The organism is Pseudomonas sp. S4_EA_1b, assembly GCF_016307435.1.
GTDB lineage: Bacteria > Pseudomonadota > Gammaproteobacteria > Pseudomonadales > Pseudomonadaceae > Aquipseudomonas > Aquipseudomonas rhodesiae.
Genome location: NZ_JAEILC010000010.1, coordinates 192,713 through 212,009 on the forward strand (window position 1 = coordinate 192,713; position 19,297 = coordinate 212,009).

Here is a 19,297-nt window from a genome sequence, read left to right on the forward strand (position 1 = left end):
GCGACCTCTGTAGGGTCGCCTTTTTTGTGCGCGCTTTTCAGCTCATTTTCAAGATTTTGAGCCCCAGCTTCTGTTGCTCGTCTTGCGCGTTGACCCAAACCACCTCGGTATCGGCTTCAAGGCCCTTGAGTGCTGCGTGCTCGGAGTCAATGCGCACGCTCAGCAGGTCACCGACGCTGAATTGACGAGGCGCCTGCACCTGCATACCGGAGCTGGAAAGGTCCAGGCAAACACCTTCAATTTCCTGGCCTGCGTGGATCAAAGACACATTGGTATCCACCCGCATGCGGATGAAATCGCGTTTTTCGGCGTAGTCGCGCTCTCGGTCGCTCATCGGTTTCATCCTTACTTTGTGTTGTGGTCTTGGCTGTTCTTATAACTCCCGGTGATTTGCGGTGTAAAGACGCCCGGCGACCATCGGCATGAGCTTGAAACACCTGGCGGATGGGAGTACCGTCTGCGCCTTAGAAGGGCACCTCTGCTTTACAGTTGTGCGTGGGCAAAAGGCCTATGCTTTGTAGGACAGAGAGGCTAGAAAGCGAATCCAGTAGTATGAGCCCGGCCATTGCCGCGCCGCCTACGCCAACCTAATTCTGGCGCCGTTTGCCCACATGCAAAAAACCAGTGCCACGCTGCTGATAATCGATGACGACGAAGTAGTGCGCGCGAGCCTCGCGGCCTATTTGGAAGACAGTGGCTTCAGCGTCCTGCAGGCCAGTAATGGCCAACAGGGTCTCCAGGTGTTCGAGCGCGATAAGCCCGACCTCGTGATCTGCGACCTGCGCATGCCCCAGATGGGTGGCCTTGAGCTGATTCGCCAAGTCACCGAGCTGGCGCCGCAGACGCCGGTGATTGTGGTGTCCGGCGCTGGCGTGATGAATGATGCCGTCGAAGCCTTGCGCTTGGGCGCCGCCGATTACCTGATCAAACCCCTGGAAGACCTGGCGGTGCTGGAGCACTCGGTACGCCGTGCCTTGGACCGTGCGCGTCTGCTGCTGGAAAACCAGCGCTACCGTGAAAAGCTCGAAACCGCCAACCGCGAGCTGGAAGCCAGCCTGAATCTGCTGCAGGAAGACCAGAACGCCGGTCGTCAGGTACAGATGAACATGCTGCCGGTAAGCCCGTGGACGATCGATGAGTTCCGGTTTGCCCACCAGATCATCCCGTCGCTGTACCTGTCGGGAGATTTTGTCGACTATTTCCGCGTCGATGAGCGCCGCGTTGCGTTCTACCTGGCGGACGTGTCCGGCCACGGTGCTTCATCCGCCTTTGTGACCGTGCTGTTGAAGTTCATGACCACACGACTGTTGTTTGAATCCAAACGCAATGGCACCTTGCCGGAGTTCACTCCGTCACAGGTACTGGGCCACATCAATCGAGGCCTGATCAGCTGCAAGCTGGGCAAGCATGTGACGATGGTCGGCGGCGTAATTGACGAAGAAACTGGTCTTTTGACCTACAGTATCGGCGGTCACCTGCCGATGCCTGTTTTATACACTCCCGACAGTGTGCGTTACCTGGAAGGCCGTGGCCTGCCCGTAGGCTTGTTCAATGAAGCCACCTACGAAGACCATATTCTGGAACTGCCGCCGACGTTCAGTCTTACGCTGATGTCCGACGGCATTTTGGATCTTCTTCCAGAGCCTACACTCAAAGAGAAAGAAGCTGCCTTGCCCCAACGGGTCAAGTCGGCGGGCGGCAGCCTGGATGGCTTGCGGCAGGTTTTTGGATTGGCCACGCTGGGGGAGATGCCGGATGATATCGCCCTACTGGTGTTGAGCAGGAATCTTTGATGAGTACCGGAAGAATCCAATTCGCCGAGCAAGACGGGACGTTTGTCCTGAAGTTTGTCGGTGAAGTGCGCCTGACCTTGTGTTCGGCGCTGGATGCGACGATTGAGCGGATCTTCACTGCGCTGAATTTCTCGGCGATCGTGATCGATCTGACCGAAACCCGCAGTATCGATAGCACCACGCTGGGGCTGCTGGCCAAGCTGTCCATTCTGTCGCGCCAGAAGGTCGGCCTGTTGCCGACGGTGGTGACGACCCACGAGGACATCACCCGTCTATTGCAATCCATGGGCTTCGATCAGGTGTTCAACATCGTCGATCGCCCGATACCTTGCCCGGAATGCCTGACTGACCTGCCCTCTCAGGACCAGTCCGAGGAAGTGGTGCGGGTTAAGGTGCTGGAGGCGCACAAGATCCTGATGGGTCTCAACGAATCCAATCGCGAAGCCTTCCACGATCTGGTCAACGCCCTAGAGCGCCACTGAGCCTCTGCCTATCATTCGCCCCATTGTGGGAGGGGGCTTGCCCCCTATAACGCAGTGTCAATCAATGTATCTTCCACTGTTGAAATGACATCGGCCTGAGACATCGACACAAAAAAGGGCGGTACCCTCACAGGTACCGCCCTTTTTGTCGCCTCCGCCGTTTACAGCTTAGCGGACAGCAGCGCCTCCAGCTTCTCCTGGTCCCGCGCAAACTGGCGAATACCTTCGGCCAGTTTCTCGGTTGCCATCGCATCCTCGTTGGACTCCCAACGGAACTGCGCTTCAGTCATATGCACGCGCGCCTCGCCCGCATGGCCTGGCGACAACTTACGCTCCAACTTTCCTTCATCCGCCGCCAACTTTTCCAGCAGGTCCGGGCTGATGGTCAGGCGATCACAGCCGGCCAGTTCTTCGATCTGGCTCAGATTGCGGAAGCTCGCGCCCATGACCACGGTTTTGTAGCCATTGGCCTTGTAGTAGTTGTAGATGCGCGTCACTGACTGCACACCTGGATCGTCGGCGCCGGTGTAGTCATTGCCATTGGCTTTCTTGTACCAGTCGTAGATGCGGCCCACGAACGGCGAAATCAGGAACACACCGGCTTCGGCACAGGCCACAGCCTGAGCGAAGGAGAACAGCAGCGTCAGGTTGGTCTGGATGCCTTCTTTTTCCAGCTTTTCCGCAGCGCGAATGCCTTCCCAGGTGGAGGCGATTTTGATCAGCACACGGTCACGGCCAACGCCGGCTTTTTCGTACAGGTCGATCAGACGGTGCGCACGCTTGAGTATCGCGCCTTCGTCGAACGACAAACGGGCGTCCACCTCGGTGGAAATACGGCCCGGTACCACTTTGAGAATCTCTTGACCCACCGCCACCGCAAACCGGTCGCTGGCCAGGCCTACATCGCCGTTGCAGTCCTGCACGCATTCATCCAACAGCTTGGCATAGCCTGGAATCGATGCGGCCTTGAGCAGCAGGGAAGGGTTGGTGGTGGCATCCTGCGGCTTGAGCTTGGCGAGCGTGGAAAAATCGCCGGTATCGGCTACGACGGTGGTGAACTGCTTGAGTTGTTCCAGCTTGGAAGTCATGGGCGTGCTCTGTCCTATGGGTCTGATGACATTACCCGAGCGCCAACAAGCGCTCAAGGGCGCAAATGCGTTCGATCGTTTGCGAGGGCAACAACCTGAAAACAGCCGTTTGAATTACCGGCCGTGGTGATCAATAGGAGGACAAAAGCGCTCGCAGGTTCAACCCAACTGCCCGAATACCTGCTGACGAAACCAGGTCAAAATGTGGGAGGGGGCTTGCCCCCTATAGCAGCGCCAGCCAATCCACGCTTGGCTGCCCCCTGCAAGCAATCCCATCAACGCCCTTCCAGCAGAGCCCCAGCCTGATCCAGCAACGCCAGCGGATCCGCCGCCTTATGAATATCCACCGACAACAACTGCCTGAACTTGCGTGCCCCAGGGAAACCGGTGCCCAAGCCCAGCACATGCCGAGTAATGTGATGCATCGTCCCACCACTCGCCAGATGCTCAGCAATATAGGGGCGCAACTGCGCTAGCGCCTGGGCACGACTAATCACCGGCACCTCGCTGCCAAACAACTGCTGATCCACCTCCGCGAGCAGATAGGGATTGTGATATGCCTCACGTCCGAGCATCACCCCATCGAACGTCTGCAAATGCTCCTGGCACTGCTCAAGCGTCTTGATCCCACCATTGAGCACGATCTCCAACGCCGGAAAATCCTGCTTCAACTGCGCCGCCACGTCATAGCGTAACGGTGGAATGTCGCGGTTTTCCTTCGGCGACAAGCCTTCAAGAATCGCAATCCGCGCATGCACCGTAAAACTGGTGCAGCCTGCCTCGTTCACGGTCCCGACGAAATCACACAACTGGGCATAGCTGTCGCGGCCGTTGATACCGATGCGATGCTTGACCGTCACCGGAATCGACACTGCATCACGCATCGCCTTCACACAATCGGCCACCAGCGCCGGATGCGCCATCAGGATCGCGCCGATCATATTGTTCTGCACACGGTCGCTGGGGCAGCCGACGTTCAGATTCACCTCATCGTAACCAGCCGCCTCGGCCATGCGCGCACAGGCCGCCAAATCGGCGGGAACACTGCCGCCCAGTTGAAGCGCCAGCGGGTGCTCGGCTTCGTTGTGGCGCAGGAAGCGCTCGTGATCGCCATGCAGGATCGCACCGGTGGTGACCATCTCGGTGTAGAGCAGGGCGTGCTTGGAGAGCAGGCGTAGGAAGAACCGGCAGTGGCGGTCGGTCCAATCCATCATCGGGGCGACGGAGAAGCGGCGGGAGAGTGGAGCGGGTTGTAAGAGCATGGGGGATCTGAGTCAGCGAGGCGAATGGGGCGCAGTTTATCAGGGATGCATCCGAAACGTTGCGCGTTCAAGAGCCTCGTCTCCGTCCGGCAGGAGCCTGAACCCACCCTGTCGCGCATTAAAGTTTCATCATCGTTTCTGCCCGGTAGGTCTACGATCTGCTCAAGCGAGGACCGCCGAGCCTCCAGCCCCTAGGGAACCGAAAATGACTTCAAACCTTGTCAAAGTCGTGTTGATCGCCGGTGCGTTGTTGTTGAGCGCGTGTTCATCGTCTTCTGCTGTCAGCAGCGACCCGTGTTTTTCAGGCGGGTGCCAAGCCTTTGGCGACCACAGCCCCAACAAAGCCGCCAAGATGAATTTTGGCGGCAGTGGGTTGGGGAGCAGTTATGGGGAGTATGGGGCGGGGTTGTTGCATGATGATTGATGGGGTGATGGGTCAGTCAGTGGTGTATTGACTGGCCCATCGCTATCGGGGGCAAGCCCCCTCCCACAGTTTGATCTCCAGTGGAGCGGGTGGCGTTAGTGGCCGCCTTGCATGCGGCGGGCGATCAAATAGATGCCCAGGCCGACCAGTGCGGTGGCGGCGCCGATGTAGCCGGTGCTGGTCCAGCCGTACCCGGCGGTGATCGCCATGCCGCCGAACCACGGCCCCAGGGCGTTCGCGAGGTTGAATGCCGCATGATTGGAGGCCGCTGCCAGGCTGGGGGCTTCGTGGGCGATGTCCATCAGGCGGATTTGCAGCGGTGCGGCCAGTGACACCATGGTGCCGACCAGGCCCATGCTTAGCAGCACGCCCCATAACGAGGATGCGGCGACGGGGAAGAACAGCAGCACCGCCATCGACCACACCAATATCAGACCCACCGCGCGAAATTGCAGGCGGTCGAAAAGCTTACCGCCGGCGATATTGCCGATGATCCCGCCCACACCGAAGGCTGCCAGGCCGAAGGGGATCCACTGGGGCGACACCTTGGTCACTTCCAGCATGGTCGGCGCCAGGTAGCTGAATACGCAGAACATCCCGGCAAAGCCGATGGCGCCGATGGCCAGGGCCATCCAGACCTGGGGTTTGGTGAAGGCGCGCAGTTCTTTGCGCGGGTCGCTGCGTTGTTCGTCATGGCGGTGGGGCACGAACTGCCAGACCAGAGCGATGGTGCACAGAGCAATCGCACTCACCAGTGCAAACGCCGAGCGCCAACCTAGGTACTGGCCGAGGAAGGTGGCGATGGGGTTGCCCAACAGCATGGCCAGGGTCAGGCCCATCATCACGCGGGCCACGGCGCCGGCGCGTTTGTCGGTGGGCACCATGCTGGAGGCCACCACGGCGGCAATGCCGAAGTAGGCGCCATGGGGCAGGCCGCTGATAAAGCGAAACGCTACCAGCGAGCCGAAGGTCGGGGTAAACGCCGTGGCCAGATTGCCCAACGCATACAGCCCCATCAGCAACAGCAACATGTGTTTGCGCAGCAATTTGGCGCCGAGGATCGCCAGCAGCGGCGCGCCGACCATTACGCCCAACGCATAAGCGCTGATGGCGTGGCCGACCTGGGGTTCACTCAAGTTCAGGTTATGGGCGATGTCGGGCATCAGGCCCATGATGGCGAATTCGCCGGTGCCGATTGCGAACGCGCCCACGGCCATGGCCGCTTCCATTTTGGCGGCACTGCGCGCGGGCAGCACATGCCCGGGTGTTTGCTGGATAGACATGAATCGCTCTGTTTTGATGAAGGGCACGAAAGACAGCCGCCGATGCTACGCAAGCAACGACGAAGGTGTCTAGAACAGCCATTTGCACCAGAGTTCCCGCGCGATTGCCAGGCTGTGACCCCACGTCGCGCCCGCCAGGCTTGACACTGTGGCCGATCCAGCGCGCTAAAGCGGTTGTTTTGGCGTTGTCAATTAGCCAAACAGCGCATAACGGCCTTTTGCCGTGATATTCTGCGCGCCGTCCTGGTTTGGTCTGTTCCCGCAACGTACTCCTGTATACGTCGCGTGGGGCGGCTGTCGCCGGGTAGCTGAAGCCAATAATGATAAGAAGTCAGCGCAGAAGGGACATAAAAGTGAAGTCGATACGTCGGCTTTGTGTGCCCACCCTGCGACCCTGAATTGACTGTGCACACCTCGCGGTGCGTTGCCTGGCGCAGCGCGATAGCGGCGTGCCCAGGCGCAGGGGCTGCGGGGCGGATGGCGTTTTATCATAGGTGCTACTGATGTTTAAGAAAGTTAACACTGCCCTGCTGGGGCTGGCGTTGTCGATGGGGATCACGACCGCGCAAGCGCAAGAGCCTAAGAAAGTCGATGTGCTGCTGATCGGCGGCGGCATCATGAGCGCGACCCTCGGCGTATGGCTCAACGAGCTGGAGCCGGATTGGTCGATGGAGATGGTCGAGCGTCTCGACGGCGTCGCCGAAGAAAGCTCCAACGGCTGGAACAACGCCGGTACTGGTCACTCGGCTCTGGCTGAGCTGAACTACACCCCAGAAGACAAGAACGGCAACGTTGAGATCCCGAAAGCGGTCGAGATCAACGAAGCGTTCCAGATCTCCCGTCAGTTCTGGTCCTGGCAGGTCCAGCAGGGCGTGCTGAAGAACCCACGTTCGTTCATCAACTCCACACCGCACATGAGCTTCGTGTGGGGCGATGACAACATCAAATTCCTGAAAAAACGCTACGAAGCCCTGCAGGCCAGCCCGCTGTTCGCCGGTATGCAGTACTCCGAAGACCCGGCGCAGATCGCCAAATGGGTGCCGCTGATGATGGAAGGGCGTGACCCGAACCAGAAAATCGCGGCCACTTGGACCCCGATCGGCACCGACGTGAACTTCGGCGAAATCACGCGCCAGTTCGTCGCGCACCTGCAAACCACTCCGAAGTTCGATCTGAAGCTGTCCAGCGAAGTGCAGGACATCACCAAGAACGATGACGGTTCGTGGCGCGTCAGCTACAAAAACCTGAAAGACGGCACCAAGACTGAAACCGACGCCAAGTTCGTGTTCATTGGCGCTGGCGGCGGTGCACTGCACCTGCTGCAAAAGTCCGGCATTCCTGAAGCCAAGGAATACGCAGGTTTCCCGGTGGGTGGCTCGTTCCTGGTGACCGAGAACCCGACCATCGCCGAGCAGCACCTGGCTAAAGCCTACGGTAAAGCTTCGGTCGGCGCGCCGCCGATGTCGGTGCCGCACCTGGACACCCGTGTGCTGGATGGCAAACGCGTGATCCTGTTTGGCCCATTTGCGACCTTCTCCACCAAGTTCCTGAAGGAAGGTTCGTACCTGGACCTGCTGACCAGCACCACCACCCACAACATCTGGCCAATGACCAAAGTCGGTATTCGTGAATACCCACTGGTCGAGTACCTCGCCGGCCAACTGATGCTGTCCGATGACGACCGTTTCAAGGCGCTGCAAGAGTACTTCCCGAACGCCAAGCAATCCGACTGGCGTCTGTGGCAGGCCGGTCAGCGCGTGCAGATCATCAAGCGTGACGAAGAGCAGGGCGGCGTCCTGAAACTCGGCACCGAAGTGGTCAGCTCCGCCGACAACACCATCGCCGGCCTGTTGGGTGCATCGCCAGGCGCGTCCACCGCGGCTCCGATCATGCTGACCGTGCTGCAGAAAGTGTTCAAGGACAAGGTCGCCACCCCGGCCTGGCAGGAAAAACTGCACCAGATCGTGCCGAGCTATGGCACCAAGCTGAACGACAGCCCGGAAGCGGTTGCCAAGGAATGGGCCTACACCGCCGGTGTCCTGCAACTGACACCACCGCCTGCAATCCCACAGCGGTCGGCACCAACGGCTACCGAGGCTGCCAAGCCTGCGGCCCAGCCAAGCAAGCCGGCGTCTGACCTGGCGCTGTAAAAAATGCTGTAAGACACAACAAAGCCCGCTGAACCGGTAACGGTCAGCGGGCTTTTTTGTGGGCATCTGTCAGAGGGTGAAGCCCTGCTTCAACTGCTCATGCAGATCGAGCGCCAAGTAGTTCGCGCTATCGGACAGCAAGTAGAGATGGTGGCGTGGCAGTTCGGGCAGTTGCACCCCTGGAATGTTTTTAGTCAGCCCGGCGGTGATGCGACTTTCTTCGATCATGCCCACGGCCAGGCCACAACTGATGGCCGCCTCCACTGCCGTGGAGCTGGCGCTTTCCAGTAGCACCCGGTAGTAGGTGCCGTTGTCCTTGAGCACCCGCATGGCGGAGGCGCGGTAGGGGCAACCGTTCAATTGCACGGCGATCGGCAGCGGCGCCTGTTCGGGTGTTGTGAAATCTTCGGAAACCACCCACACCGGTTGTATCGACCCCAACAGCTCCCCTTGTTCCAACGGCTGGGCGCTGACAATCAACGCCAGATCGATCTGCTCACGGCTGAACATGGTGAACAATTCACCACTGGATCGGGCTTCGACTTCCAGTTCGAGCAGCGGATTGTCGGCGATCAGTTGCGGCAGGAAGTCCCGCATAAAGGCCGGTGCGTAGGAGTCCGGCAAGCCCAGGCGGATTTTCCCCTGCATGCGTTGTGGGGTCAGGGAAGCGAGGAGTCGGTCATGGCTCTTTAGAAAGTCAGTGGTTTCGCTGAGCAGCTTCTTGCCATACATCGTCAGCTCCACGCCCTGATTGCTGCGGATAAACAAACGCTGACCGATCAACGCTTCGAGCTTCTGGATCTGCGTGGTGACCGTCGAGGCGCTGCGGTGCACATGTTGGGCGGCTTCATTGAAGCGCCGAAAGCGGGCCACCGCATGAAAGGTGCGCAACAGGTCGACATTCAATTGTTTGCTCATGATTCTTCTTTTAAGGATCAGTTGTGCAGATTATTCAAATATACAAAATCATGCTCGCTCCCTAGGCTTTGGGTCAAGCAGGTACGCCGGCGTGCCTGAGAACAATAAGAAAGGGAGCGCTTATGGATATCAATGAGCTGGTGGTGTCGTCGTTGAAGAACAACCACGGCTTTGAAAGCCCGATATGGACGGTTGAAAATGCCGCTAAATACGCGGCCACAGGCGCTGATTTATCGGAATGGGACCGGTTGGTCAGCGAAGAAATCCTGCACCTGATGACCTCGCTGAATCAGGAGGGCGTCGACCGCGTGGATCTGTGCGCCGCACCCTGTGGCCAAGGCGCATTGGGTCAACTGTTGCGCGCGGTGGCGGATGACCTTGTGGAGCTGGTCGGTCAAGACCGCTTGCACTATGTGGAGTTGGGCCCTGAGCCGATCAAAACCTGCGCGCTGATGCGACACCTGCTGGAGAACGGCGCTGAGCCGTTGCATTACACCGCCGTTGATATCAACCAGGCATCACACGGGGTCATGCGCCGATCGGTCGAGCCATTGCTCGCAGCGCCGCAAGGGTTTCGCTACTTGTCGACGGATTTTCGCTCGCTGTACAGGCGTCACATCGACTGCGGGCAGGATGTGACGCTGATCACCATGCTGGGGTTTCAGGAAGGCAATGAACTGCCCGACACCATCGGACAGATCCTACGGCGTATTGGTGGCGCGCGAACCTACGTGCTTTCGGAGATGCAACTGTCCACTGCCCAGGGCGACGAACACATCCAGCGCTTTTACCGGCACGACTGTATGTATCGATTCTCCGACCTGATCGGCATGAAGCTCGGCTTCCAGAAAACCGGCGAGCACGAAGTGGTTGTTTTAGAAATCGAGCACGGGGTGGATCGCTACCGCGTTGCCGCCACCTTGTTGCCCGTCAGCAAAGGCTCGGCACAGGGCTACCTGTTGACCAATGTCTGTTTGAAGTACACCCGCGAACAATTTACCCGCGTACGCCAGGACTACGGCGGTTGCCGCGTCATCGGCGAGTACTGCAGCGGTGACGGCAGCGTGCTGTTTCAGCTGTCGGAATATTGCGCGGATCACGCGGCCGTCAATTGAGTGAGGCATCACCATGAAAAGACAAAGTGAGCTACCGGTATTCGCCCAAGGCTTCGCGCGCGTCAGATCAGCCTTGCAGGCGTCATTGGCCCCCACATCCCGTTGTAAACATCCGGGCGCATTGCTCGATACGTTGCAACCTTGGCGTGACAGCTATTTGCGAACGGATGGGCCCAGTCTCATGGGGAGCCGCACCCTTGCGGACTTGGGTTATGTGGCCTCGCCCTTGGCGGTTTCCACGTCTCAACAGTTGACGGCCTTGGCCCAGGTATCCGGGCTGTTCAGCGAGCAGGGCATCCTCCAACTGCGGCGTGCCTGTTATCAGCTGGAGGCGGGTTCCAGCACCAGTGACTGGATCATCTCGAACCGCACCCGCGGCGTCACCGAGTCGTCCACATTGATACGCGAGATGATGAACAGTCGGGCCTTTCTGCTGGCTGTATCGCGCATTGCCGGGGTTCCGTTGGTGCCCCATCCGTTCCCGCGGGCGCGTTCCCAGGTCAACTATTTCTATCCGCCTCAGGCACACCACGACAAGGCACAGATCGGCATGTGGCACACCGACGGCACCAGTTTCGTGTTGAATATTCTGCTGTCTGAGTCCGACGAGTATGACGGCGGCGAGTTCGTCTACTTCGATGGCACCGCTGAACAGTTCGATGTCGAGGAGCTGGATCAGCGTGTGCGCAGTTGCTCGGTCAAATCCAGTGGTGATGCGGTGTATATCTACGGCAGCCGTGTGTTCCATGGAGTGCGTCCGCTTACGCGCGGTCGTCGTATGTCGTTGGTGCTTTCGTTTCATTGCCCTTATAGCCAGGAGGATGTGAACAAGTTCTGGCACCTGGCTTCGGACGATGGGGTCTTGCGGACGATCCGGCCGTGGTTCCGTTTACAACACGACCTGGTACGGCCGGCCCACGAGCAGTACCAGCGGCTGGGCATCGAGCCGATCACCTTCGCCGATCTCGATCCGTTGAGCGTGGCGCCGTGAGCGCCACTCACGGCACGCCTCGCATGGGTTATGTGAAGCTGCTGCTCCTGCAGGCGGTGTTTGTCCTGTCCTGGAGTTCGGGCTTTATCGGCGCCAAATTGGGCGCGCAGAGTGCCGGTGCATTCAACCTGCTGTTCTGGCGATTTCTGTTGGTCTCGCTGTGCCTGGGCATGTTTTTGAATGTGCGGTTGCTCAAGGTTTCCTGGGCGCAGATACGCCATCACGCGGTGATCGGGTTTCTCTCGCAATTCCTCTACTTAAGTTGCGTTTACGTCGCGATCCAGAACGGGTTGCCGCCGGGGATCGCGGCGATTATCGCGGCCTTGCAGCCGTTGATGACGGCGGCGCTGTCAACGGGGAACGCTGGGGAGCGCAGTGGTGGATGGCAGTGGTTGGGGTTGCTGATCGGGTTTGTCGGCGTGTCGATCGTCATCTCGGGGCAATACGGCAGCAGCGGGCAAAGTGTCGGCCTGGTCATGTATCTGTTGCCGCTGGTGTCGGCGTTGGGGCTGACCCTGGCAACCCTGTATGAGCGCCGTTCGGCGCAACAACACAGCACGGGCCTGGTCTTGCCGCTGTTTATCCAATCGCTATTGACGCTGATCGGGTTTACCGCTGCGGTGTTGTATACCGACACCCTGAGCATTCCCCGTGAGCCTGAGGTACTGATCTCGATTGTCTGGCTGACGGTGTTCTCGACCTTCATTGCCTACTTGAGTCTTTGGATGCTGCTGCGGTTCATGACCGCGACCCATGTGGCAGTGCTGGTTTACCTTGAGCCGCCAGTGACCTTGGTGTGGGCGGCGTTGATGTTTGGCGATGCGATTCTCGCCTCCACCTATGCCGGCATTGCGGTGGTTGTCGCCGGTCTGATTCTGGTTCGACTCAAGCGACCGACCGTCGCCTGCACATCGTGATGCCCTCAGCTTCAGCAAGCCGACAGATATCGCCTGTTACAAATTGTCCATGGCCACGCAGGAGCATGGCTGCGGCAACGGGGGGATTTTTGACAGCGGCAGGTGTTGGGCGCTTACGCCCGAGGGGTTTGTATGTTGCTACGTTATGCGGCATTGGCGGCGGTGGTCGTGGCTGCGTCCGGGTGTGTGCAAGAGCGTGTGGTGCATGAGCGCCGACCGGTGCAACGGGAATATGTCGAGGTGGTGGCGCCGCAGCCGCCGCCGGTGCAAGTGGTCGAAGTCGAACCGCCAGCACGTTATGGCTATATCTGGTCTCGCGGTTATTGGCGTTGGGAGGGCGGTCGCTACGTGGCGGTCCATGGCCACTGGGAGCCAGTGCGCGAAGGCTATCGCTATGTGCATCCGCATTGGGTGCAGCGCAGTGATGGCTTTCACTGGCAGATTGGTGGCTGGGTGCGTTGAGCCCGGCTCAGCCCAGGCGCTTCATGCCGGCTGCCTTGGCGGCATTAGCGTCAAAGGTCGCGGTGTATTCACAGCCGGCCCCATGGGCGCACCGCTCGATCAGGCAGTCGGCGAAATCGGCTTTGCCGGCGCCGAACTTGCGTAGCGCCTGCCAGATGACTTCGGCATGTTCCAGGGTCAACTCGCGGGTGCGCAGCAGGGTTTCCAGCACGCTGACCACGTCTCGCTTGGCGCAGGCGTAGCAGCTCTGCAGGACCCACACCAATTCCACAACCGACACCAGGCTGACAAACCCTGGAGACACTGTAGTGAGGGATTCGATCAATTCGGATGCCTGAGCGGACTGAACCGGGTCGTCCTGGGTGATGTAGCGCACCAAGACATTGGTATCCAGCCCGATCATCGAGCTTTAGCTCCCTGCGCAGCGATAGCCTGGTTCATGTCATCGAGCGAGACCGCTTTGGCTGGCATTGGGATCAGTCCCTTCAGATCGCGAACGGTTTTACTCGCTGCAACGATTGAAAACCGGCCGTCTTCCATCTCGACGAATTCCACGCGGTCGCCGGTTTCCAGGCCAAGGGCGGTACGGACTTGTACGGGGATCGTGATTTGTCCTTTAGAGGTGAGGGTGGCGGTGGCCATAGCAAAGAGCTCCATCGGGGTATTCCTTACCCTAAGGTAAGGAATGATGGAGGACAAGGTCCGTTGGTCCATAGCGTGTTCGGCTCAAGTTAAAAGTGGGGTAGGTCAAAACCTAGTCCGAACTTTTAACGCTCGCACGCCCGATCCGGCGCCAAAGCAATACAAACTATGAACGCGCTTACTGCACCACGCGATAACACGGCACATACGCGGCGCCGCCGGGCAGTTTCATGCGGTGCTGGGCCACGAATGCCTTCAACAGTTCATCCAGCGGTTTCATGATCGCCGGATCGCCATGGATCTCGTACGGCCCATTTTCTTCGATCAGGCGGATGCCCTTGTCCTTCACGTTGCCCGCGACGATCCCGGAGAACGCGCGACGCAGGTTCGCCGCCAGTTCGTGAGGCGGCAGGGCGTGACTCAGTTGCAGGCTAGCCATGTTCTCGTGGGTCGGATCGAACGGGCGCTGGAAGCCTTCGTCAATCTTCAGCAGCCAGTTGAAGTGGAAGGCGTCGTTGCGCTCGCGGCGGAACTGCTTCACCTCCTTGAGGCCGGCGTTCATCTGGCGGGCCACTTCGGCCGGGTCGTCGATGATGATTTGGTAGTGCGCCTGCGCCGCTTCGCCAAGGGTGGCGCCGACGAACGCGTGCAGTTGTTGCAGATACGGCGCGGCCTGTTGTGGCCCGGTGAGGATCACCGGGAACGGCACATCGCGGTTATCCGGGTGCATCAGGATGCCCAGCAGGTACAGAAATTCTTCAGCGGTGCCGGCGCCGCCTGGGAAGATGATGATGCCGTGGCCCACGCGCACGAAGGCTTCCAGGCGTTTTTCGATGTCCGGCAGGATCACCAGTTCATTGACGATCGGGTTCGGCGCTTCGGCGGCGATGATGCCCGGCTCGGTCAGGCCCAGGTAACGCCCGCCGGTGATGCGCTGCTTGGCGTGGGAAATGGTCGCGCCCTTCATCGGGCCTTTCATCACGCCTGGGCCACAACCGGTGCACACGTCCAGGCTGCGCAGGCCGAGTTCGTGCCCGACTTTCTTGGTGTATTTGTATTCTTCGGTATTGATCGAGTGACCGCCCCAGCACACCACGATCTTCGGTTCCACGCCCGGACGCAGCGTGCGTGCGTTGCGCAGCAGATGGAACACATAGTCGGTGATGCCCTGGGAGTTGCTCAGGTCGATGCGCTGGCTGTCCAGCTCGTTCTCGGTGTAGACGATGTCGCGCAGGGCGCTGAACAGCATCTCGCGGGTGCTGGCGATCATTTCGCCATCGACGAAGGCGTCGGCCGGGGCATTGAGCAATTCCAAGCGCACGCCACGGTCCTGCTGGTGGATGCGCACTTCAAAGTCTTTGTAGGCGTCGAGGATGGTCTTGGCGTTATCGATATGCGCGCCGGTATTGAGGATCGCCAGGGCGCATTGGCGGAACAGGGTGTAGATGCTGCCGGTACCGGCTTCGCTCAGTTGCTGGACTTCGCGTTGGGAGAGGGTTTCGAGGCTGCCCTTGGGGCTGACGGAGGCATTGATGACTTGACGTTGGGGCATTCTGATTCCTTGAAAGCGCAGCCACCGCATCCCCTTGGGGGCGATGGCTTGAGAAAGGTGGGCGCCGATCACGGTCGCACGAGACGGTTTTTACCTCAGCCACACGGCCGAGCGCAAACACCGTCCAGCACCATCATGCCGCAGAACTTACTCGATCAGCTTCCAGTTTTTGTAGAAAACCCGACGCAGGGTAAAGACCATGGCGGCAAACCCGGCGATCACGGCGTTAAGCACCGCCGGCAGCGGGGTCGGCCGCACAATGTCGATAAACAGGCAGTAGCGCTTGGCGTCGTTTTTGTTGAAGGACGCGTGCATCAGGGTGTCATCGAAGATAAACAGCGGATCGTCATGCCAGTAGTGCTTGTGCTCGCCCACCTGGATATACACCCCATCGTGATGGGGCGCCGGTGCCATGTTGTAGAGCACGCGGAACATCATGCGCAGCGGGCCGAAGTGAAAAGACGTGGAGCGGTTCTCGTTGAATACCGACACGCCGATGGTTTTTACGAACGGCAGCTTTTGCCGCAGTTGCGGGATGTTCAGCGTGGTTTCGATCGGCCGACCGTACCATTGGAAAAACAACATGCCGCGTTTCTTCTCGGCCATGCGCTCATCCAGATAGCCGATGATTTCATCCTTGTGGGCCATGGCATCGTCGATCACCTGTTGCAGCTCCTCGCGCCAGGCAGGCGGCAAGTCACGCATCGTATACACATGGCGATTGCGCGAACTCAACAGGTCGAACAGGGTGTTGAACGGCGCCAGCAACCAAGTGTTGCGGCCGCTGCCGATAAAATACTTTTTGACGGTGGGCGCGTCATACAGGCCGTTGCGCAGGAAATCGTAGATCCCGCAGACCAGCACCAGGCTTAGAAAAACCACGGTGGTCATGGGAAACACTCCCATAAACAGCAACACGCCGATAACCCAGGCAACAGACACCGCTTTTTTACGCAACGCAGACTTATTCATGACACTCAAGCTCCAGCAGGACGCCATTCGACAGGTCCGTATCCGTGGCCGCGAGTGGTGGTTTTGAAACATGTTGAAACATTTGCGTCATCATAAGGCGTTTGCCGCCTCGTCGGCATTTTAAATAGTGCGAAATTGTGAAGGCTTTACACAGTTTTTAACCCCGCAGGGTCCCGTGCATTGGATTTTGTAAACGCAAGATTTGCGACTATCGTGACGCTTCGGTTTTTTGGACGTCATAGACCGGTACGATTGAAGTTGAATGGCTACCACTGGCCTTCGGCACCTTGGAAGAGGCAGAAATTTTATGATCATCAAACCGCGGGTTCGTGGCTTCATCTGTGTAACCGCCCACCCTGTTGGCTGTGAGGCGAACGTCAAAGAGCAGATCGACTACGTGACTCAACACGGCACCATCGAAGGCGGCCCGAAGAAGGTGCTGGTTCTCGGTGCCTCCACCGGCTACGGCCTGGCCGCGCGCATCAGTGCCGCGTTTGGCTGCGGCGCCGATACCCTGGGCGTGTTTTTTGAGAAAGAAGGCGAAGAAGGCAAGCTGAGTTCCGCCGGCTGGTACAACAGCGCCGCGTTCGAGAAGTTTGCCGTCGAAAAAGGCCTGTACGCCAAGAGCATCAACGGCGACGCGTTCTCCGACGAGATCAAGCGCCTGACCATCGACACCATCAAGAAAGACCTGGGCAAGATCGACCTGGTGGTCTACAGCCTGGCCGCGCCACGCCGTACCGACCCGAAGACCGGTGAAGTCTACAACTCCACGCTCAAGCCGATCGGCAAGGCCGTGACCCTGCGTGGTATCAACACCGACAAAGGCGTAGTGGTCGACACCACCCTGGAGCCGGCGACCCAGGAAGAAATCGACGGCACCGTGAAGGTCATGGGTGGCGAAGACTGGCAACTGTGGATCGACGCCCTGCGTGACGCGGATGTACTGGCCGAAGGCGCCAAGACCACCGCGTTCACCTACCTCGGCGAAAAGCTGACCCAGGACATCTACTGGAACGGCTCCATCGGCGAAGCCAAGAAAGACCTGGACAAGAAAGTCCTGACCCTGCGTGAAAACCTCGCGGCATTGAAAGGCGACGCCCGCGTGTCGGTACTCAAGGCGGTGGTCACCCAGGCCAGCTCCGCGATTCCGATCATGCCGCTGTACCTGTCGTTGCTGTTTAAAGTGATGAAAGAGCAGGGCACCCACGAAGGTTGCATCGAGCAGGTCTACGGCCTGTTCAAGGACAGCCTGTACGGCAAGGCACCGAAGCTCGACACCGACGGCCGCCTGCGTGCCGACCTGGCTGAGCTGGAGCCGAAAGTCCAGGACGCCGTGGCGGCGCTGTGGAACCAAGTGACCGATGAAAACGTCGACGAGATCAGCGATTTTGCCGGCTACAAGGCGGAGTTCCTGCGCTTGTTCGGCTTTGAAGTCGAGGGTGTGGACTACGAGGCTGACGTGAACCCGACGGTGAAGATCAACGGTCTGATCCAAGCCTAAAGCGCGGTTAAAAATGTTGGAGGGGGCTTGCCCCGATGGCGTCGCGTCAGACAGCTCAGCTGTAGCTGAGCTACCGCCGTCGGGGGCAAGTCCCCTCCCACTTTGATTTGTGTGCGTTTCAGAGGTTTCTTACGCTTCAGCGCGCCGTTCCCTCCCTTCAAATCTGCCAGACTCCTCCCGCTATCAAGCCAAGCCAACGGAGGATCTGATGACGATTCGTGCAGTAGTTTTTGATTTCGGCGGTGTTCTCTTCGATTGGAGCCCGCATCACCTCTACCGCAAACTGATTGCCGACGATCAAGAACGGCAGTGGTTTCTGGATAACATCTGCACCCAGGCCTGGAATACCGAACAAGATGCGGGGCGGCCGCTGGCCGAAGCCACGCAAATCCTGATCGATCAACACCCCCAGCATAGATACCTGATCACGGCCTATTACGACCGCTGGCACGAAATGCTGCGCGGCCCATTGCCTGAAGGCGTGGCGATTCTCCAGGCCTTGCACACCGCAAACATGCCCTTGTTCGGGCTCACCAACTGGTCTGCCGAAACCTTCCCCTATGCTCGTAAACACTACCCGTTCCTGCAGTGCTTGCGTGACATCGTCGTGTCTGGCGAAGTGAAACTGATCAAGCCCGACCCGGCGATCTACCACGCCAGCCTCGCGCAGGTGCGTGCCCATCTGGCCGATATCCAGCCGAGCGAAGTGGTGTTCATCGATGACGTGGCCGACAACGCCGAAGCCGCCAGCGCTTTGGGTTGGCAGGGCATTCATCATGTATCGGCCGAGCAGACATCGGCACGGTTGCGTGAATTGGGCGTGGGCTTTTAGCGCGCCCATTTCTCCATCACAAAATCGACAAACGCTCGCAACTTGGGCAGGCGATAACGATCCTGGCCGTACAGCACATGCATGGGACGGCTGGGCAATTGATAGTCGGTCAGCAACGCCACAAGGTTGCCGCTGTGCAGATCGGGCTGGACCAGCGCATCGGGCAGCATCACGATGCCCATGCCTTGCACCGCCGCTTGGCGCAGGGCTTGTGAGCTATTGATGGTCAACGATCCGGACACCGGGATTTCCACTTCGCCGTCCGCTCCCGTCATGCGCCAGAGCTTGTCGGCGTTGCGCCAGTCGTCGGTGGACGGATAGGCGAATGCCAGGCAGTCGTGGAGTTGCAGGTCTTCGGGCTTGGTCGGCGTGCCGCGTCGCGCCAGGTAGCTCGGCGAAGCGCAGAGGGTGATGGTGTAGTCCTGCATGGGCCGGGCGATCAGGCTCGACGGTTCCAACTCGCCCAAGCGGATCGCCACGTCGAAGCCACTGTCGACCAGGTCCATGCGCTGGTTGCTGAGCACCACATAGAGCTTGATCTGCGGATAACGTTGGGAGAATTCGCTCAACGCCGGCGCCAGGCGCTCGGTGCCGAAGGCGGGTGGGGCGGTGATGCGCAAGGTGCCTCTAGGCACGTCGCTGTGGGCCTGTTCGGCCAGTTGTTCGGAGTCGGCCACCAGCCCCAGCACCTCCAGACAGCGTTGGTAATACTGGCCGCCGAACTCCGTAAGGCTCTGCTTGCGCGTGGTGCGCTTGAGCAGGCTGACTCCCAGGCGCTGTTCCAGGGCTCGCAGGTGGTTGCCGACCATCGTGGTCGACATGCCGCAGGCGTGGGCCGCCGCTGTCATGCTGCCGGTCTCCACCACTTTTACGTACACCGACATTGCCTGGAACAGATCCATTATCAAGC

20 protein-coding genes are annotated in these 19,297 nt (G+C 59.3%); 10 read left to right on the plus strand and 10 right to left on the minus strand.

Annotation, left to right across the window (positions count from 1 at the left end):
• Window positions 1-37 precede the first annotated feature (37 nt).
• Window positions 38-334 (minus strand): PilZ domain-containing protein, encoded by a 297-nt coding sequence (locus YA0848_RS03530; protein WP_034112472.1) that lies wholly within the window; start codon window positions 332-334, stop codon window positions 38-40.
• Between the two features lie 277 nt (window positions 335-611).
• Between YA0848_RS03530 and rssB the strand changes: the two genes are divergently transcribed.
• Both rssB and rssC read left to right on the plus strand, forming a co-directional pair.
• Window positions 612-1,793 carry a two-component system response regulator RssB gene (rssB, locus tag YA0848_RS03535; RefSeq protein ID WP_034096499.1) on the plus strand — a complete coding sequence of 394 codons (1,182 nt, stop codon included), beginning with the start codon at window positions 612-614 and terminating at the stop codon, window positions 1,791-1,793.
• On the plus strand, window positions 1,793-2,275 hold the full coding sequence (gene rssC, locus YA0848_RS03540) for an anti-sigma factor antagonist RssC (RefSeq protein WP_003172602.1): 483 nt from the start codon (window positions 1,793-1,795) through the stop codon (window positions 2,273-2,275). The genes rssB and rssC overlap by 1 nt, the downstream gene beginning before the upstream one ends.
• 161 nt (window positions 2,276-2,436) lie before the next feature.
• Here rssC and tal read toward each other — a convergent pair whose 3' ends face one another.
• A complete protein-coding gene (gene tal, locus YA0848_RS03545) occupies window positions 2,437-3,363 on the minus strand; it encodes a transaldolase (protein WP_034096500.1) in 927 nt (308 codons plus the stop codon).
• A gap of 275 nt (window positions 3,364-3,638) precedes the next feature.
• Complete coding sequence (gene dusA, locus YA0848_RS03550; protein ID WP_034112474.1) at window positions 3,639-4,625, minus strand: tRNA dihydrouridine(20/20a) synthase DusA; 987 nt, start codon at window positions 4,623-4,625, stop codon at window positions 3,639-3,641.
• Window positions 4,626-4,830: 205 nt separating this feature from the next.
• Between dusA and YA0848_RS35855 the strand changes: the two genes are divergently transcribed.
• On the plus strand, window positions 4,831-5,049 hold the full coding sequence (locus YA0848_RS35855) for a hypothetical protein (protein WP_082238613.1): 219 nt from the start codon (window positions 4,831-4,833) through the stop codon (window positions 5,047-5,049).
• 95 nt (window positions 5,050-5,144) lie between these two features.
• Here YA0848_RS35855 and YA0848_RS03555 read toward each other — a convergent pair whose 3' ends face one another.
• Complete coding sequence (locus tag YA0848_RS03555) at window positions 5,145-6,332, minus strand: MFS transporter (RefSeq protein WP_034096502.1); 1,188 nt, start codon at window positions 6,330-6,332, stop codon at window positions 5,145-5,147.
• Window positions 6,333-6,835: 503 nt separating this feature from the next.
• Between YA0848_RS03555 and mqo the strand changes: the two genes are divergently transcribed.
• Entirely contained in the window at window positions 6,836-8,482 is a 1,647-nt protein-coding gene (gene mqo, locus YA0848_RS03560; protein ID WP_034112477.1) for a malate dehydrogenase (quinone), read from the plus strand.
• 69 nt (window positions 8,483-8,551) lie between these two features.
• Here mqo and YA0848_RS03565 read toward each other — a convergent pair whose 3' ends face one another.
• Window positions 8,552-9,400, minus strand: coding sequence for a LysR family transcriptional regulator (locus tag YA0848_RS03565; protein WP_034096504.1), 849 nt, complete (start codon window positions 9,398-9,400; stop codon window positions 8,552-8,554).
• Between the two features lie 122 nt (window positions 9,401-9,522).
• Here YA0848_RS03565 and YA0848_RS03570 point away from each other — a divergent pair, with 122 nt between their 5' ends.
• The 4 genes from YA0848_RS03570 to YA0848_RS03585 all read left to right on the plus strand — a co-directional run bounded on the left by YA0848_RS03570 (window position 9,523) and on the right by YA0848_RS03585 (window position 12,885).
• Window positions 9,523-10,515: a hypothetical protein gene (locus YA0848_RS03570; RefSeq protein ID WP_034096505.1), complete on the plus strand. Its 993-nt coding sequence runs from the start codon at window positions 9,523-9,525 to the stop codon at window positions 10,513-10,515.
• Between the two features lie 181 nt (window positions 10,516-10,696).
• Window positions 10,697-11,506 (plus strand): 2OG-Fe(II) oxygenase family protein, encoded by an 810-nt coding sequence (locus YA0848_RS03575; RefSeq protein WP_232925022.1) that lies wholly within the window; start codon window positions 10,697-10,699, stop codon window positions 11,504-11,506.
• A gap of 23 nt (window positions 11,507-11,529) precedes the next feature.
• Window positions 11,530-12,423, plus strand: coding sequence for a DMT family transporter (locus tag YA0848_RS03580; protein ID WP_169867561.1), 894 nt, complete (start codon window positions 11,530-11,532; stop codon window positions 12,421-12,423).
• Window positions 12,424-12,555: 132 nt separating this feature from the next.
• On the plus strand, window positions 12,556-12,885 hold the full coding sequence (locus YA0848_RS03585; protein ID WP_034096507.1) for a YXWGXW repeat-containing protein: 330 nt from the start codon (window positions 12,556-12,558) through the stop codon (window positions 12,883-12,885).
• A gap of 7 nt (window positions 12,886-12,892) precedes the next feature.
• Here the strand turns inward: YA0848_RS03585 and YA0848_RS03590 are convergent, their stop codons facing one another.
• The 4 genes from YA0848_RS03590 to YA0848_RS03605 form a co-directional block, all read right to left on the minus strand.
• A complete protein-coding gene (locus tag YA0848_RS03590; protein ID WP_099312541.1) occupies window positions 12,893-13,288 on the minus strand; it encodes a PIN domain-containing protein in 396 nt (131 codons plus the stop codon).
• A complete protein-coding gene (locus tag YA0848_RS03595; RefSeq protein ID WP_034096509.1) occupies window positions 13,285-13,542 on the minus strand; it encodes an AbrB/MazE/SpoVT family DNA-binding domain-containing protein in 258 nt (85 codons plus the stop codon). Before YA0848_RS03595 ends, YA0848_RS03590 begins: the two co-directional genes overlap by 4 nt.
• A gap of 163 nt (window positions 13,543-13,705) precedes the next feature.
• Entirely contained in the window at window positions 13,706-15,079 is a 1,374-nt protein-coding gene (gene ppnN, locus YA0848_RS03600; RefSeq protein WP_034096510.1) for a nucleotide 5'-monophosphate nucleosidase PpnN, read from the minus strand.
• 147 nt (window positions 15,080-15,226) lie between these two features.
• Complete coding sequence (locus YA0848_RS03605; protein WP_034112483.1) at window positions 15,227-16,051, minus strand: aspartyl/asparaginyl beta-hydroxylase domain-containing protein; 825 nt, start codon at window positions 16,049-16,051, stop codon at window positions 15,227-15,229.
• Window positions 16,052-16,358: 307 nt separating this feature from the next.
• On the opposite strand from YA0848_RS03605, the gene fabV reads away from it, so the two are divergent.
• Both fabV and YA0848_RS03615 read left to right on the plus strand, forming a co-directional pair.
• Window positions 16,359-17,555 carry an enoyl-ACP reductase FabV gene (gene fabV, locus YA0848_RS03610; protein ID WP_034096512.1) on the plus strand — a complete coding sequence of 399 codons (1,197 nt, stop codon included), beginning with the start codon at window positions 16,359-16,361 and terminating at the stop codon, window positions 17,553-17,555.
• A 208-nt stretch (window positions 17,556-17,763) separates the two neighbouring features.
• Complete coding sequence (locus tag YA0848_RS03615) at window positions 17,764-18,387, plus strand: HAD family hydrolase (RefSeq protein WP_034096513.1); 624 nt, start codon at window positions 17,764-17,766, stop codon at window positions 18,385-18,387.
• On the opposite strand, the gene YA0848_RS03620 is transcribed toward YA0848_RS03615, so the two are convergent.
• The gene (locus YA0848_RS03620) at window positions 18,384-19,289 is read right to left on the minus strand and encodes a LysR family transcriptional regulator (RefSeq protein WP_034112485.1); all 906 of its coding nucleotides are present in this window, start codon (window positions 19,287-19,289) and stop codon (window positions 18,384-18,386) included. The genes YA0848_RS03615 and YA0848_RS03620 overlap by 4 nt on opposite strands.
• Window positions 19,290-19,297: the final 8 nt, after the last annotated feature.

Bases quoted from the DNA above. Each gene is read 5' to 3' on its own strand.
- YA0848_RS03530 (WP_034112472.1), bottom strand. From the start codon at position 334: ATGAGCGACCGAGAGCGCGACTACGCCGAAAAACGCGATTTCATCCGC.
- rssB (WP_034096499.1), top strand. From the start codon at position 612: ATGCAAAAAACCAGTGCCACGCTGCTGATAATCGATGACGACGAAGTA.
- rssC (WP_003172602.1), top strand. From the start codon at position 1,793: ATGAGTACCGGAAGAATCCAATTCGCCGAGCAAGACGGGACGTTTGTC.
- tal (WP_034096500.1), bottom strand. From the start codon at position 3,363: ATGACTTCCAAGCTGGAACAACTCAAGCAGTTCACCACCGTCGTAGCC.
- dusA (WP_034112474.1), bottom strand. From the start codon at position 4,625: ATGCTCTTACAACCCGCTCCACTCTCCCGCCGCTTCTCCGTCGCCCCG.
- YA0848_RS35855 (WP_082238613.1), top strand. From the start codon at position 4,831: ATGACTTCAAACCTTGTCAAAGTCGTGTTGATCGCCGGTGCGTTGTTG.
- YA0848_RS03555 (WP_034096502.1), bottom strand. From the start codon at position 6,332: ATGTCTATCCAGCAAACACCCGGGCATGTGCTGCCCGCGCGCAGTGCC.
- mqo (WP_034112477.1), top strand. From the start codon at position 6,836: ATGTTTAAGAAAGTTAACACTGCCCTGCTGGGGCTGGCGTTGTCGATG.
- YA0848_RS03565 (WP_034096504.1), bottom strand. From the start codon at position 9,400: ATGAGCAAACAATTGAATGTCGACCTGTTGCGCACCTTTCATGCGGTG.
- YA0848_RS03570 (WP_034096505.1), top strand. From the start codon at position 9,523: ATGGATATCAATGAGCTGGTGGTGTCGTCGTTGAAGAACAACCACGGC.
- YA0848_RS03575 (WP_232925022.1), top strand. From the start codon at position 10,697: ATGGGGAGCCGCACCCTTGCGGACTTGGGTTATGTGGCCTCGCCCTTG.
- YA0848_RS03580 (WP_169867561.1), top strand. From the start codon at position 11,530: ATGGGTTATGTGAAGCTGCTGCTCCTGCAGGCGGTGTTTGTCCTGTCC.
- YA0848_RS03585 (WP_034096507.1), top strand. From the start codon at position 12,556: ATGTTGCTACGTTATGCGGCATTGGCGGCGGTGGTCGTGGCTGCGTCC.
- YA0848_RS03590 (WP_099312541.1), bottom strand. From the start codon at position 13,288: ATGATCGGGCTGGATACCAATGTCTTGGTGCGCTACATCACCCAGGAC.
- YA0848_RS03595 (WP_034096509.1), bottom strand. From the start codon at position 13,542: ATGGAGCTCTTTGCTATGGCCACCGCCACCCTCACCTCTAAAGGACAA.
- ppnN (WP_034096510.1), bottom strand. From the start codon at position 15,079: ATGCCCCAACGTCAAGTCATCAATGCCTCCGTCAGCCCCAAGGGCAGC.
- YA0848_RS03605 (WP_034112483.1), bottom strand. From the start codon at position 16,051: ATGAATAAGTCTGCGTTGCGTAAAAAAGCGGTGTCTGTTGCCTGGGTT.
- fabV (WP_034096512.1), top strand. From the start codon at position 16,359: ATGATCATCAAACCGCGGGTTCGTGGCTTCATCTGTGTAACCGCCCAC.
- YA0848_RS03615 (WP_034096513.1), top strand. From the start codon at position 17,764: ATGACGATTCGTGCAGTAGTTTTTGATTTCGGCGGTGTTCTCTTCGAT.
- YA0848_RS03620 (WP_034112485.1), bottom strand. From the start codon at position 19,289: ATGGATCTGTTCCAGGCAATGTCGGTGTACGTAAAAGTGGTGGAGACC.